This window comes from Paenibacillus hunanensis (assembly GCF_014645615.1).
Lineage (GTDB): Bacteria > Bacillota > Bacilli > Paenibacillales > Paenibacillaceae > Saccharibacillus > Saccharibacillus hunanensis.
On the sequence record NZ_BMMB01000013.1, the window covers coordinates 1 to 14,353 of the forward strand.

Annotated in this window: 14 protein-coding genes and 1 other RNA gene; 2 read left to right on the plus strand and 13 right to left on the minus strand. The window is 42.7% G+C overall.

The window, feature by feature from the left end:
- Positions 1-13: 13 nt before the first annotated feature.
- The 5 genes from IEX62_RS21050 to IEX62_RS24145 all read right to left on the minus strand — a co-directional run bounded on the left by IEX62_RS21050 (position 14) and on the right by IEX62_RS24145 (position 3,735).
- The gene (locus IEX62_RS21050; RefSeq protein ID WP_188777988.1) at positions 14-250 is read right to left on the minus strand and encodes a metallophosphoesterase; all 237 of its coding nucleotides are present in this window, start codon (positions 248-250) and stop codon (positions 14-16) included.
- Between the two features lie 315 nt (positions 251-565).
- A complete protein-coding gene (locus IEX62_RS21055; protein ID WP_188777990.1) occupies positions 566-1,654 on the minus strand; it encodes an HNH endonuclease in 1,089 nt (362 codons plus the stop codon).
- Positions 1,655-2,626: 972 nt separating this feature from the next.
- Positions 2,627-2,965, minus strand: coding sequence for a hypothetical protein (locus tag IEX62_RS21060; protein ID WP_188777992.1), 339 nt, complete (start codon positions 2,963-2,965; stop codon positions 2,627-2,629).
- A 417-nt stretch (positions 2,966-3,382) separates the two neighbouring features.
- The gene (locus IEX62_RS21065; protein WP_188777994.1) at positions 3,383-3,556 is read right to left on the minus strand and encodes a hypothetical protein; all 174 of its coding nucleotides are present in this window, start codon (positions 3,554-3,556) and stop codon (positions 3,383-3,385) included.
- Positions 3,557-3,606: 50 nt separating this feature from the next.
- Positions 3,607-3,735 carry a type II toxin-antitoxin system SpoIISA family toxin gene (locus IEX62_RS24145; protein WP_506329716.1) on the minus strand — a complete coding sequence of 43 codons (129 nt, stop codon included), beginning with the start codon at positions 3,733-3,735 and terminating at the stop codon, positions 3,607-3,609.
- Positions 3,736-3,790: 55 nt separating this feature from the next.
- Between IEX62_RS24145 and IEX62_RS21070 the strand changes: the two genes are divergently transcribed.
- Positions 3,791-3,988, plus strand: a complete 198-nt coding sequence (locus IEX62_RS21070; RefSeq protein ID WP_188777996.1) for a hypothetical protein — start codon at positions 3,791-3,793, stop codon at positions 3,986-3,988.
- Between the two features lie 411 nt (positions 3,989-4,399).
- Here the strand turns inward: IEX62_RS21070 and IEX62_RS21075 are convergent, their stop codons facing one another.
- A complete protein-coding gene (locus IEX62_RS21075) occupies positions 4,400-4,660 on the minus strand; it encodes a hypothetical protein (RefSeq protein WP_188777998.1) in 261 nt (86 codons plus the stop codon).
- Positions 4,661-4,955: 295 nt separating this feature from the next.
- Here IEX62_RS21075 and IEX62_RS21080 point away from each other — a divergent pair, with 295 nt between their 5' ends.
- Positions 4,956-5,135: a helix-turn-helix domain-containing protein gene (locus IEX62_RS21080; RefSeq protein WP_188777999.1), complete on the plus strand. Its 180-nt coding sequence runs from the start codon at positions 4,956-4,958 to the stop codon at positions 5,133-5,135.
- A gap of 54 nt (positions 5,136-5,189) precedes the next feature.
- Here the strand turns inward: IEX62_RS21080 and IEX62_RS23880 are convergent, their stop codons facing one another.
- The 7 genes from IEX62_RS23880 to eno form a co-directional block, all read right to left on the minus strand.
- Positions 5,190-5,519 carry a tyrosine-type recombinase/integrase gene (locus tag IEX62_RS23880; RefSeq protein ID WP_229685999.1) on the minus strand — a complete coding sequence of 110 codons (330 nt, stop codon included), beginning with the start codon at positions 5,517-5,519 and terminating at the stop codon, positions 5,190-5,192.
- Positions 5,477-6,226: a site-specific integrase gene (locus IEX62_RS21085; RefSeq protein ID WP_229686001.1), complete on the minus strand. Its 750-nt coding sequence runs from the start codon at positions 6,224-6,226 to the stop codon at positions 5,477-5,479. The genes IEX62_RS23880 and IEX62_RS21085 overlap by 43 nt, the downstream gene beginning before the upstream one ends.
- A gap of 883 nt (positions 6,227-7,109) precedes the next feature.
- Positions 7,110-7,475, minus strand: a transfer-messenger RNA (tmRNA) gene (gene ssrA, locus IEX62_RS21090).
- Positions 7,476-7,817: 342 nt separating this feature from the next.
- Positions 7,818-8,294, minus strand: coding sequence for an SsrA-binding protein SmpB (smpB, locus tag IEX62_RS21095; protein ID WP_188778001.1), 477 nt, complete (start codon positions 8,292-8,294; stop codon positions 7,818-7,820).
- 328 nt (positions 8,295-8,622) lie between these two features.
- Positions 8,623-11,427: a ribonuclease R gene (rnr, locus tag IEX62_RS21100; protein ID WP_188778003.1), complete on the minus strand. Its 2,805-nt coding sequence runs from the start codon at positions 11,425-11,427 to the stop codon at positions 8,623-8,625.
- 586 nt (positions 11,428-12,013) lie between these two features.
- The gene (gene secG, locus IEX62_RS21105) at positions 12,014-12,244 is read right to left on the minus strand and encodes a preprotein translocase subunit SecG (protein WP_188778005.1); all 231 of its coding nucleotides are present in this window, start codon (positions 12,242-12,244) and stop codon (positions 12,014-12,016) included.
- A 795-nt stretch (positions 12,245-13,039) separates the two neighbouring features.
- Positions 13,040-14,344, minus strand: a complete 1,305-nt coding sequence (gene eno, locus IEX62_RS21110; RefSeq protein ID WP_188778008.1) for a phosphopyruvate hydratase — start codon at positions 14,342-14,344, stop codon at positions 13,040-13,042.
- Positions 14,345-14,353: the final 9 nt, after the last annotated feature.

Below are 14,353 nucleotides of genomic sequence, written 5' to 3' on the forward strand. Positions count from 1 at the left end.
CTGTTCAGTATCGTCAAGTAGCCCTTAAAAAAGTTGTCTGATTTAATATTGACAATCCAGCTATTACATTATTGGGGTATGTCTTAGTCAATTCTCTGACTCGTCTGATAACCTTTCCGCTGTCTTTACCTCGATTGATATAATCGCCGCCTAAGATAAGCTGATCCTTCGTAAAATCAATCTCAGCATGCCGTAGCAACATTTCCAGTCCATTGAACTCACCGTGTATATCAGAGATAAAAAACTTCATATGCCTGCCCCCAGTCCATATATAAAAATTCTAATTAGGAAGAGCCGAAGGTTTAATGAGTGCGAGCCATGATATTAACGAAATAGAGCCATAATAGGGAGAACGATTAATTGAGGGGTGGCCCTCAGCCTTCCAGTCGAATTATCGTTCCTCACTCATTGAGAAATGGTAGCACATTGATGTGAGCATCCGTTCTTCACTATTATACTTATCAAGTAATCAAATTACTTGTTCGTTGATAGTTGTGTAGAAGTTCGTAACTTCTTTTATACAATAATGTGGAAGTCTTTTAAAATCTATATATGGTATATGACTCTATTCCTTGGATAACGAATTATCATTTCTTAGTCGCTTTTTTAAGGTAATGCCTTCTTTCTCAAAAATTTCATCTATTGTTTCTCCTTCTCCTTCATGACGTTGGCTGTCCATAAATCCCAAATAAATCGGTTCTAAAGGCTCATCTTTAACCTTTTCTTTCCCCCCCATGTTTTTGATTTTAATTGAAGCTTCACCAAAACCAACGTTTACCGTTTCATACGTGCCTGGCATAGGAAAAAACTTGGCAATTTCGTCTGTACCTGGAATCGAGACGAATTCAATTTCATGACTACCAACTAATTTTGTATCCCTATTTTTACACGGGATTATAATTTGAAAGCTATAATTTGCGAATTCCAACAAGAATTGATAGTAGGGTACTAAAAGACTTTCATCTTTCCTAGTAAAGCCGAGTACTCTTAATTGCATAGGGTTGGGTCCAGGGACATATCGTTCAATTAAATATGTGTAGTTGTCCATGTTATATAAGGAATCTATATGGCTCTCCTCTTTTAACCAATCGATAGTATCTTCAAAATGTGGTATTTGTTCGTATGAAATCAATGATAATGCGATTTTCACTAAAGACTTATATACTGCTATAGGGGTATAGGAATCTCGCACTGCATGAAAAATGATGTGATTATTGTGCATAATGATGGATTCATTATCTTCTGTTGCCTGAATCACAATTCCTTTGTCTGTATAATCAATTCGACATTTTCCATCACGAGATTTATATGAGGGTACTCCATCTTTACCAAAAATCTGTGATAAGGTTCTTCCAAGCCCTAAGTATTTCCCCAAATCATCTTCTAATTTCTGACCGAAGAAACTATTACATGTATCACATTCGCTCTTTAAAACAAACTCCTTATTCCCTAACATCTCAGATATTGCATGAGCTTTTTTTTTGAATTTAACTTCAGGATATTGCTTTCTGCAAAATCTACAAACTTTATCTTTATCTGGTCGATCAACAATAGCCTGAGTTTCTCCTAAATTGTGGACATAGCTAAAAGCAACGTCATAGTTGTTATGAAAATGCATCATACGTTCCGTAAGTTCTTCGAATTTATCATTCATAGGAAGCACCAACCTTCATATTTTTCCTGCATTAATATAGTATCAAATGTTCTTGAGGTAAGCATATGTAATTGTGGCTTATTATTACTGTAGTTGTTTAATCTGAAGCATCCGTCTTCCACATTAATTTCCCACTAGTTTCGAGCTACTACTAATAGATTCTATACGAGTAATTTGAAAGAATTATCATGTTAATCTGCCGGTTAGCTTAATCCTTCACAAGTCTCTAAAAATTAGAATCATTACTCTGAGTTATTAACAATGTAACTTTCACAGATAACCTACAAAATCTCTGCTTCTGAAATATTCATATAGAAATTACTGATCTATATAATTAAAAATAGGCTTAAGTTTTTGTAGATGACTTTCGCAAATCTTTTATACCCATTGTGGATTCTCCTCCCTCAGTTTTAACCATGCTTTATATCTCTCTTTATGTGGATTGGCCTTGACTAGTTACATTGTTTCACAGCTTGATATACCTCCCTAAAAAAATTCTATTTTTATTAAACCAACAAAATTTAAAGCCATTTGTGGAATACCGAGTTTACCTTATATGTCACTCATTTTATATATATGAGCCGTATAACTTCCTATTGCTCATTTGATCTTAACAACGCTTCGCTTCTTATACGTAGGATCTCGTTATATTGAACAAGCATCTCTAGGATATCGTGACTCTCTTTGAGCCACTCACAATCAGAAACTTGCATTCGAGATATTAAAGGCTTGATGTTATTCCTTGAAATCGAGCCATTAAAGAACATTTCCATCCTCTCTTGTTTAACCCATTCTTTGACCGCGTTAGTGCTACCAAAATATGTATTGAACCTTCCTTGCTCAAAACATTCATACAGTGTCTTAGGCATTTGATCGAAATAGAAAAACCACGTTTTTGCATTTGTCTGTTTGGCAACCGCCTCACATTAGCTCTTGTAGAAGCTAACTCAGCAAATTGATACAACTCTTTTACTAAAGCATGTTCGGGGGGGAGGAATAGCGATTAATATTTTCTATAATGTCTTTCAAACACTCATTTTCTTTCGAAGGTGCTTTTCTATTACCATTATAACTAAAGGTATCTCCTGCCATACTTTTTAAGCTCATTTTTAAGGGAATCCATACCGCAAATATAGTATCAGCATGCAAGTCTCCATCTAACCATACGACATCTAAATCATTCTTTTTACGCCATTCTTCACCACCATAACCTGGTTGTTTAGGACCAGAAATCATATATGTTAAAAAATTGACGATTGGGTTGTCGGTATATTCCTTGCCAATGATGTTTTTCAATCTATTCTCTGACATTTACATTGCCCCTTTAATTAAAACACTCTGTATATATTGAAAGGATCTTGTTGAAGAGTTGGACGAAATTCTCAAAATTTGTGGAGAAGCTAGCGGGAGTTTGCAGCAAGCAGATAACAAGACAAAATACGGATTAATTTCGGTGTGCCCGCGAGACCCTAACATCGATTTTGATACCATAATGCTCTTCATAATGTAATGGATCCTAGAGAAAGCTAAGGGAGCGGTTTTGCGAATCCTACAAGAAACAATTGGCTATATAGGTTCAAACCGAAGAAAATCTGTCTAATGGACGGTTTAAGTTATAGAATATTCGGTTCTTGTGAATTAATCTTATTTTCATTCAATTCAGTCAAAATTTATTTCCTGATAGAAAAAGCAACAGGCGAATAATTCACCTGTTGCTTTTCTGTATAATTAATGTCTCAAGTTTCTTAAAATTTGTTGATTCAACTCACGAAGTTCTGTAAAACTTGTGTCTGCCTCTATTTTTGTAGTAAGAACTTTTCCTGATTTCGTCTTAACGGTGGGCACGGCTTTCACTTCGCTGGAGCTACGGTTGCTCCTAACACGGTTCGCTACTTTCGCCATTATTATCCCTCCTTTAAATTATTGATCTAAATATATTATACAAAACTTTCTTACTCTATATGCCAACTAAAAACATACATTAGATTTGCAATGTGAGAAACATCAACTTGATCCACTTTTGCCGTATCTCCAGCTTCAACCGAGATCAAAAAACTTCTTTTCGGAAGGGAAAACGGGATTACTAGAAGTCATGCAAAACGTGGCAGCAGAGAGAAAGGACGAATACCGTTTGATATGCTTCGAGATTACCTCGCTGATCCGTCTGATCAGGATAGGCTGCTCTTAACGGCATCTGCAAATGCGTTCAAGGGTAAGCGACAGCTGGTCTGGTCGAATGGTCTTAAAGCACGTTTTAACCTGAAGGATCTGACCGATGAAGAACTTGCGAAGAAGAAAGAGGAACCGGCCGATATTCTCAGTATTGTACCGTGAGAAATTTGGCTTCAGGCGGCAATAAAAAAAGACATCCCAGAAACCCTGCTAGGTCTCACGGAGAACATGCCCTTCGAGTTGATCCTCGAAGAAATTATGCGATTGATTCGGTAAACTGAAAAGTGTAGCATAAATCAAAGTTTATAATGAAGGTACCCTGAACCCGACTTTAGGCAATCTAAAGTCCAAGTCAAAGGAACGATTTTTTGCCTGCAGAGAGTTTCTATTGTGGCGAATAATTATCCCCTTTTTTTGCGGACAAATATGCACTTTATTTCAAAAAAGTTTTCCTTTCGGAATATATCAAAGCTTATTTTCCGTACTTTGTTCTCTTTTCGAATTATAACTAGACAAAATCTGGGCAACATCTCTTATTCATGCTGTCGAGAAGAGTTTTTGGAACGTACAGGATTAGCCTCTATACAGAAAAACTTCACGTTTTTCATCAGAAAGTTCATCCGGTTTTTTTCCTACGGATTTGTAGTAGTTAAGCATCGCTCTTACCTTCACTTTCGGAGTGACGGGAGTAGAAGGAATAGTAAATATCCCATCAGGAAAATGAAGGTCAAACTCTAAAGCTTCTTGGAATTCTTTTTGTTTCTTTTTATCTTTAATACTCTTATCCTTATTTTGATTTTTATTCAGTTGAATTTGAATATTCATTTTATCCAATGCTGAAAACCTCCTGAAAGGTATTGTTTTACGAGAGCTTCTGCTACTTATACATTACCCTATTTATAAGCTTTCAGATTAATCATTTTAGGCTACCCTAAGATGTCGTAACAATAGATCTGCGGCGAAATGTAGAATTAGTTCATTTTTACAGAACCAAAGAGAAATACTTTCACACTTTAAATCACGAAATCTAAAACCATATAGAACGTTTAAGCTCACTCAGATCCTCTTGCTTTTCTTATAATGATTATATTGAACAACTTAATCATTTAAAAGAATAAGGGTAAGTACTATGGAAAAAAATTATGATCTTCTAACAATTGACGAAGCAAGAGATATTCTGCGAATCGGAAGAAATGGCATGTATGATTTAATTAAAAGAGGCATGCCTCACATTAAAATCGGTAAACAGATTCGAATTCTTAGGGCATCACTTGATGCTTCGGTAGAGGAACATATTATCGCCTCATAAGAAAAACTCCTGTACGGTCTTTAAACCGTACAGGAGTTTTTTGTACTCAATGCATCACTTATTAATAAAACTGTTTCCCCTTTGTGTATTGTCAAATCTATGTGCATAAATTTTAGTCGTGGTCGATATATCTGAGTGACCCAACCAATCTGCGATTGCTTTAATATCAGCTTTCTTATCATATAAAATAGAGGCGACACTGTGTCTCAGATCATGAAATCTAATTTTTTCCAATTTTTTATCTTCAAGAAATTTTTTAAACTGTTCTGTCACTGAATTTACTCGATATGGTTCTCCATTGTCTTTTGCATAAACATAATCACAATCTACATACTCATTCTTCAATAGCTTTTTAAGTATTCTTGCTTCTTTCGATTTTTGCATAATACCTCTACTAAATCATTTGGCATAAAAAGTGTCCGTTTACTTTCTTTCATCTTAGGTTGCTTGGTAATCACTTCTTTACCGGCGGAAGTTCTAACTTCTACAATATTTATTATACCCTGCTCTAAATCGACATTTTTCCACTTCAATCCGCTAACTTCTTCCCTACGAAGTCCAAGCTGTTTTGCGAGATAAACCGGAACTTCAAGCTTAGTACCAACTACTTTTTGTAGCAGTTCAGTCATCTGCTCGTTATTATAGGCTTTCCCCTCAAAAGACTTCTTCTTAGACAAGGTTATTGCACTTGCAACATTGCGGTCTGTAAATTCTTGACTTACTCCATACTTAAGAGCACTTCGAATGCAAGCATGATGCTTATAAATTGTATTTATCGATAATTTTTTTCCCTCACCCAAATAATCATAGTAATTCCTTATATGCATTGGACGAAGCTCACTTAGTTTTAGATTACCGAAGTAATGAGACATATGCTTGGAAATTATATTGTTATACCCGTATCGGGTCGTTGCTTCACACTTCTTTTTAACATAATGCTTCATCCAGTAATCCAGCATATCAACTACGCTCATGCTATTTGAAGTTGCTAAATGTTTATTTTGTTTATTAACTTTAAAAGTTGTTAATGCCTTTTCTTCTTCCTCAATTGTATCGTACGTCTTAGTTGGTTTATACCTTTTTCCATTCACTACTCCATGATCAAGTGTTACTTGAAATTTTCCATTGTTTGTTTTCCGAATACCATTGCCATATTGATCTTCCCCTTTTCAATTTCTATGAGATATCAATAATCTAATATAATAAGGTACGGTCGTAAATGCTATATGTGTCGAACCTTGTTCTATGCCTCTCTTAGAAGAGTCTTTAACCTGAGTGTAAATTAACATGGCAACACTTTTATTAGGAAATACCATAAGTCGAACAGTCACCTTAGACGAAATTAGAATTCTGCTGATTTTTGAAGTTCCTATTTCCTTTGATGATTGTATGATGTTTTAACTTATTTAAATCTGTGACTCGATCATTAATACTAATCATTTGCTAGGTTATATCCACCTTCTGCTTCTTTTGTTTCTCTCTGAACAAGTACAACTTTCGTCAGGATTAGATAATAACTCCTTGGCTTTTTTCAACAATTCGAGTTCTTTTCTGCAAATCAATGTCGTCTGCATCTCACGCTTCGGATGTTCGCCAGGTTTACGATTGCGATTTATTTTAACCATATCTCACCTCTATTTCGCATTTTTTCTTTAAATAGTGGAAAAACAGATCCGTAACATAGAACAGTCGTCTGCTTTCGCTTCTTTTGGGATCCTTAGTAATTATGTATTTGCTCGCTGATGATTCTATAGTGAAAGTAACTTGATATTTGCATTCGCTGTTGTTCTAATCGTAGAGGAGTCTTTAACCTGAATGTAATTTAACATGTAATTAAAAGATATGACAATGGCCATCGTTAGACAAAATGTCTACTTCAAAAAGCTATAACCGGCCCACTTATATCATTCGTCTAACATTTATCTACTTTTTAAGACATAGAAAAACCCAGCCCTTGTGGGGACCGGGTTTTCAGTATGGAGGCGAGGGGAGTCGAACCCCTGTCCGAAGATAACGCAACATAAGCTTCTACGGGTGTAGTTACAGCTTTGATGTCACCCTAGAGACTCCCTGTAACCGGATTCCCTTCGGGTCAGCCTGGTTGTCTTCTTCAGCACACCTCAGGCGGAGATGTGACAGCGTAGCCCACTTAGAGTTGGGCCCTCATCCTGGCACATGGGCGATGCGAGGCGAGAGCACGATTCACAGTTTCTTAGGCTGCGAAAGCGTAGTTGTTTTGTTGTTTGCCGTTTAATAGGCTTTAGCGTTGATAAAGCGGACGCGTCCCCACTACCCGCTACTCATGCCCGACCTACCCCCGTCGAATCCAAGAACGCCCCCTTAATAAAAAGGGTCTGGATCAATACGGGACGAGCGCATGAGTCTCGTCTTCCGAAATGTCTGCTTCAAGCAGCCTTTCCCTCCATAGAAAGGGCTACCCTGGGAACCGACATGACTGTTTACTCCAATTGGAGCAAGCGGCAATAGGTTTCCTCACAGACTTTGATTATACTACATTTCACTACAAAATGGTAGCGGTGCAGGTGGGATGGCTCGACAGATACGAATAGGATATATACCATGTATCGTCTGCTCACACTTACCTGGCTGACTAACTGCCTATTCTATTCGTTACCACATAGAGGATACGATGAACCACCGCATCCTCGTCTATATGTTAGATCAACGCTTCTGATTCTCACGCAATGCACGCTGGATATCGCGCTGTGCATCTCGTTTCGCCGCTGTAGCACGCTTATCATGCTGCTTCTTACCTTTACCCAGTCCGATCAGCAGCTTGGCGTAGCCGTTACGAATGTACACTTTGAGTGGAACGATCGTATAACCGTCGCGCTTGGAGGCGCCGATCAGCTTGCTGATCTGTTCCTTGTGTAGCAGCAGCTTGCGGGTACGAGTCGGGTCTGCTGGATTGCTGCGATTCCCTTCCTCGAACGGGCTGATGTGCATATTGTGCAGGAACACCTCGCCATTACGGATCGTCGAGAAGGCGTCGTTAATATTCGCGCGTGCGCGGCGTAACGATTTGATCTCGGTTCCGGTCAGCACCATTCCTGCTTCGTATGTGTCCTCGATAAAATAATCGTGGGACGCTTTTTTATTTTGAGCGAGTACTTTGTTTTCGCTTTTTTTGGTTGCCATCTGTGGTCCTCCTTCCGCATAGGTTCCCGCGCAGGGAGTTACGGAGTAGATTCAGGTATCTATTGGCTGGAAATCCATGATACCGTGCTTAGTGTATTCGTCGCCATTTCGTCATACCTATCACTGCATACGGAAAATATATGAACTACTCTGGCGCCGATTCGTTGACTACATCAATCGAAAATTACGAAAAACACATATCATTAGGAGATAGGCCGTACACGAACAACCTATCTCCTTTGCAAAATGAATAGGTCGAATTAAACAATGAGGGATAACCGTATCTTGTACTTTTCGACCCTATCCATCCTCTGCTACCGTCTATATCTTATTCCGTACCCTTCGACTTATCCTTCTTTTTCTTGAATTTGCGCTTAGGCGGCTTGCTTGATTCTGCTGGAGCGCTGTTCGTTACTGATGATGAAGAATCGGAAGGCTTACGGGATTTACTTTTCTTCTTTTTACTCGATTCTACCGGGCTGCTGTAACCACCTTTACCAGAGCCGAAGGCGAAGCTACGCGTACTGCTTTCTCCACCCTTAGAGGAACTGGAGAAGTTAATGCCGCTGTCCTTTTTCCGTTTCTTCTTGTTGGAGCTGTTACCGGAGCTTGCAGTTTCACTTCCACTTCCTGCTGGAGTGGCTTGCGCGGATGTAGCTCCTCCTGCGGAGCCACGTTTGCGCTTACTGCGACCGCCTGTAGGATAACGTACGGAATCGCCGCCGTTACCGCTGCTCGCGTTACCTGAAGCAACGCTACTATCTCCAGTACGTCCATTTGGTGTACTCGCTGCTGTACCGTTACCACCAGCATTTGCTTTTGCATTCTTGGCAGCGCGTCCGAAGCGCTCGGCTTTTTTCGCGTTTTTGTTTTTGCTTCTGCGTCCTGTGCCAGCGGCGCGCTCGCCGTTGCCACTATCTGTACGAGTACCGCGTCCGCCGCGGCGTTCACTCTCTCCGCGTGCGCCACGATCTGCAAAACGACGATTCGATTTGGGCATATCCGTCAGCTCGAAGTCGATCGTATGATCGTCCATATTCACGCCGGCTACACGAATGGTAATTGTATCCCCGATACGGAAGATACGTGATGTGCGCTCGCCGAGCAGGATCATCTGTTTATCGTCGAAATGGTAGTAATCGTCCGTCAGCATACCAAGGCGGATCAAGCCCTCTACGGTATTTTCCAGCTCGATAAACATACCGAACCCGGTTACGCTGCTGATGATCCCTTCGAATTCCTCGCCCACTTTATCCAGCATGTACTCCGCTTTTTTGAGCTGATCAGTGTCGCGCTCAGCGTCTACAGCGACACGCTCACGCTCGGATGATTGCTGGGCGATATCTGACATACGGGATTCCAGATACGCCTGACGTTCTGGTGAGAGCCCACCGCCACCGTTTTCGATCACTTCGCGGATCACGCGGTGAATAACCAGATCGGGATAACGACGGATCGGTGAGGTGAAGTGGCTATAGTATTCAGCGGCAAGTCCGAAGTGACCGGAGCTATCTGCGGAATATTTCGCCTGCTTCATCGAGCGTAGCATCATTGTGCTGATCACTGTCTCTTCCTTCTCACCCTTGATCTCCTCCAGCAATTGCTGAAGCGCACGCGGGTGGATCAGATTGCCTGTCCCTTTGACCGCATAACCGAAGTTTTGCACGAAGCCGAGGAAGCTTTGCAGCTTCTCCTGATCCGGGTTTTCGTGAATGCGGTATAGGAATGGCACTTTGAGCCAGTGGAAATGCTCGGCTACCGTTTCGTTGGCAGCCAGCATGAATTCCTCGATAATCTGCTCGGCGATCGAACGCTCGCGTTTGACGATATCGACAGGCTTGCCGCTCTCATCCAGGATGATCTTCGATTCTTCAAAGTCAAAATCGACTGCACCACGACGCATCCGGTTACCACGCAGCTTCATCGCCAGCTCACGCATCAGCTTGAAGTCGTCGATCAGCGGTGCGTATCGCTCCATCAGTTCAGGATCTTCATCCTCCAGAATACGGCGCACATTTTTGTACGTCATCCGTTCCTTCGTCTTGATCACACTGGTGAAAATATCATGCTGCACGACCTTCATATTCTCGTCAAATTCCATCTCACAGCTCAGCGTCAGACGATCTACCTGTGGATTCAAGCTACAGATTCCGTTGGACAGGCGATGCGGCAGCATCGGAATGACGCGGTCGACCAGATACACGCTACAGCCACGATTGTAGGCTTCCTCGTCCAGCTTGGAGCCTTCGCGCACATAATAGCCTACATCGGCGATATGCACGCCCAGACGATAGTTCCCATTCGGCAGGCGCTCTACGTTAACCGCATCATCCAGATCCTTTGCATCCTCGCCATCGATGGTAACAATGTTTTTGCCACGTAGATCGCGGCGACCCTGCTGGATGATCTCTTCTTCCGTGATCGCATCCGGTGCGCCCTGCGCCTCGTCCATCACTTCATCCGGGAAGGCTTCCGGCAGCTGATGCTTGCGAATGATCGACAGAATATCGACACCTGGATCATCCTTATGTCCGAGCACTTCAACAATTCGGCCTTCCGCAGCTGCGCGTCCCTCTGGATAGCTGACAATCTCAGCAACGACCTTTTCACCGTCTACTGCATTGCCAAATGATTCCTTTGGAATGAAAATATCACGGTTAATGCGCTTGTCATCTGGCAGCACAAAGCCATACGTGTCCAGTCCCTGGAACACGCCAACGATGCGCGTATTTTTACGTACAAGTACACGCACTACAACGCCTTCCATGCGTCCACCAGAAGCGTTACGTGAGGTGACCTTCACCAGTACGGTATCCCCGTTCATCGCAGTGTTCAGGTCATTGGCATGGATGTACACGTCTCCATGCTCGCGATCCTCAGGGATAAGAAAGGCAAAGCCCTTCGCGTGCGCCTGAATGCGCCCTTTGACCAGATCCATACGTTCCGGTACGCCATAGCGATTGGCGCTATTCACAACGATATCGCCAGCTTCCTCCAAGCGATTCAGCAGCTTCACAAGCTCCTTAAAATCCGAGGCATCTTCAATACGAAAATGCTCCTCTAGTTCCTGGTACGTCATTGGTTTATAAGCGGTTGCCCGCATAAATGTTAATAATTGTTCTTCTGTAATCATAAAAATTCACCTCGGCCCACCTTCAGCAGCGCTCACGCTCATCCGGCTCATATGTAATTGCAGTTTGATGTGCTTTATACGCTGATCTGTGTCGGTGATGGATGATAGAACGCAGATCGGTCCATGATCTGCTGGACGTCTGCGTGTTGAACGAGTCGAACGATCATGCTTCATGTAGTATACACATACCCTAGTATACACTAATTTAATCCAGAGCCTGTAGTTCCCGGCGAAATTCATAAGCAATCGAGCCACTTCGCATCCGGTATACAAAAAAAGGCGGCACATCCACCACTCTCTCCTTGGTTGAGAGCGGTGAATCGCCGCAAAGGATCTTGCACATCATGGACTTCAGTCTTGCTTCAACTTGCATGGGAATAATGGACAAGCTCGGGAACAGTTCCCATTATAAAACGGTAATATGAACTCTATATGAACAGATAACAATGGATTATTCACCTGTAAACCAATCGCTATTCCCGACAGCCCATTTCATTCTTCCTAACAACAAATAACCCGGTACGCAGACTCCTCAGAGTCTCCATACCGGGTTATCCTTGCTACCCTTATCATCGCTAACGTTCAATTACTTGAAGACAGCAACCAGGATCGCGAATACGAAAAATGCAGCACCCAGACCAGCGGTCGTGCGTTGCAGCACCAGGTCCATACCACGTGCTTTTGTTTTACCGAAAAGATGCTCGGCGCCGCCGGAGATGGCACCGGAAAGACCAGCACTTTTACCTTTTTGCAGCAGCACAACAATAATCAAAGCAACGGAGACGATTGTAAGCAGAATCTGAAAAGTTAATTGCATAATTTCCACCTCCTTGAAGGGTTACGCCGAGCCTCTATAAATGTATATGTACAGGTTGTACAACCATATCATTCTATAGAAACAGCATTTATAGTTTATCATATCGCATACGGCAATGGCAATGCTTTCCTGATGGAGCTACCCACCGTTTTATTATAAAAAAATAGCCATCCGCTGAAACGGATGGCTGCTGTCCGGTACATGGCTGGCTAGAGCGACATAAGTAGCGGCTCAAGCCGCCTGTGCCAGAAATGTACGGTCAGCCGCAACGCCCATTCCTATAACGGATGGCAGGCAGCATGTTACCATGCTGTGCAGCTTTGACGGATACCGATTACCTTGAGCCAAGCCGCTCAAGCATCTGTGATCCAGTCACCATATAGATTGTATAACGGGAAGACGATCCCCGGAGCCGTCATCATGGCAGTGCAGATGAAGTAGCATATTGTCATTCCATCTACTGTCTACCATCTGCTAGTGAACGCTAAACGTCCAATAGCAATGAATGCCCACAATATGAGAATACCCGATGCGAGGTAGAACTCCTGCTGACCTTCATATAACGGGCTCCGTGTCGTCCCTCTCCAGGGCAGCCTTCGTTTGCCGACAAGCGGCAATGATCCGCTGACTGCCCGGTGTCTATCGATTCGGTATATCCCATTTGATCTGTTACAGCGATAGCAGATAAGCTGGTCTATTACCATCAGGAAATGGTGAATGATATTCTCCATTCCTTACCGATAGACGTGTATTACGTCCTGCTCAGATCAATCGGAATGCTCCGATCGAACCGAATTACTTCGTCAAACCTCTGTGCTCAGTCAGGTTGTAGAAGGATTTCAGGCCATCATATTTAGCAACTTCGCCCAGACGATCTTCGATGCGAAGCAGTTGGTTGTATTTCGCGATACGGTCAGTACGTGAAGGAGCACCAGTTTTGATCTGACCTGCATTTGTTGCAACTGCGATGTCAGCGATTGTGCTATCTTCGGACTCACCGGAACGGTGGGAGATAACTGCTGTGTAACCAGCGCGTTTCGCCATTTCGATCGCTTCGAATGTTTCAGTCAGCGTACCGATTTGGTTTACTTTGATCAGGATCGAGTTACCGATACCTTCTTCGATACCGCGGCCCAGACGCTCAGTGTTGGTTACGAACAGATCGTCACCTACGAGTTGAACTTTGTTGCCCAGTTTCTCAGTCAGCAGCTTCCAACCTTCCCAATCGTCTTCGGAGCAACCGTCTTCGATTGTGATGATTGGGTATTTTTCTACCCATGAAGCCAGCAGGTCTACGAACTCAGAAGATGTGAAGGATTTGCCTTCGCCTTCCAGTACGTATTTACCATCTTTGTAGAACTCAGTGGAAGCAACGTCCATACCCAGGAATACGTCAACGCCTGGTTTGTAACCTGCTTTTTCGATTGCTTCGATGATTGCAGTCAGAGCTTCTTCGTTAGAAGCAAAGTTAGGTGCGAAACCACCCTCGTCACCAACAGCTGTGTTCAGACCTTTGCTACTCAGTACGGATTTCAGGTTGTGGAAGATTTCAGCGCCTGTACGCAGAGCTTCTTTGAAGCTTTTCGCGCCAGCTGGGATAACCATGAACTCTTGCACGTCAACGTTGTTGTCCGCGTGCTCACCACCGTTGATGATGTTCATCATTGGTACTGGCAGTTGTTTTGCGTTGAATCCACCCAGGTAGGAGTACAGTGGCAGACCCAGAGCTTCAGCAGCAGCGCGTGCTACAGCCATGGAAACAGCCAGAATTGCGTTTGCACCCAGTTTACCTTTGTTTGCAGTACCATCCAGCTCGATCATTTTGCGGTCGATTGCCATTTGGTCTGTTGCGTCCATACCGATTACTTCTGGAGCGATGATTTCGTTTACGTTCTCAACAGCTTTCAGAACGCCTTTACCCAGGTAACGGGATTTGTCGCCATCACGCAGCTCAACCGCTTCGTGTGCACCAGTGGAAGCACCGGAAGGTACGATTGCGCTAGCTACAACGCCGGATTCCAGATATACTTCTACTTCAACAGTTGGGTTACCGCGGGAGTCCAGGACTTCGCGAGCATATACATTCTCAATAGTTGTCATGATTCAAAA

Bases quoted from the DNA above. Each gene is read 5' to 3' on its own strand.
- IEX62_RS23880 (WP_229685999.1), bottom strand. From the start codon at position 5,519: ATGCAAAAATCGAAAGAAGCAAGAATACTTAAAAAGCTATTGAAGAAT.
- rnr (WP_188778003.1), bottom strand. From the start codon at position 11,427: ATGATTACAGAAGAACAATTATTAACATTTATGCGGGCAACCGCTTAT.
- eno (WP_188778008.1), bottom strand. From the start codon at position 14,344: ATGACAACTATTGAGAATGTATATGCTCGCGAAGTCCTGGACTCCCGC.
- secG (WP_188778005.1), bottom strand. From the start codon at position 12,244: ATGCAATTAACTTTTCAGATTCTGCTTACAATCGTCTCCGTTGCTTTG.
- IEX62_RS21080 (WP_188777999.1), top strand. From the start codon at position 4,956: ATGGAAAAAAATTATGATCTTCTAACAATTGACGAAGCAAGAGATATT.
- smpB (WP_188778001.1), bottom strand. From the start codon at position 8,294: ATGGCAACCAAAAAAAGCGAAAACAAAGTACTCGCTCAAAATAAAAAA.
- IEX62_RS21065 (WP_188777994.1), bottom strand. From the start codon at position 3,556: ATGGCGAAAGTAGCGAACCGTGTTAGGAGCAACCGTAGCTCCAGCGAA.
- IEX62_RS21070 (WP_188777996.1), top strand. From the start codon at position 3,791: ATGCTTCGAGATTACCTCGCTGATCCGTCTGATCAGGATAGGCTGCTC.
- IEX62_RS21050 (WP_188777988.1), bottom strand. From the start codon at position 250: ATGAAGTTTTTTATCTCTGATATACACGGTGAGTTCAATGGACTGGAA.
- IEX62_RS21055 (WP_188777990.1), bottom strand. From the start codon at position 1,654: ATGAATGATAAATTCGAAGAACTTACGGAACGTATGATGCATTTTCAT.
- IEX62_RS21060 (WP_188777992.1), bottom strand. From the start codon at position 2,965: ATGTCAGAGAATAGATTGAAAAACATCATTGGCAAGGAATATACCGAC.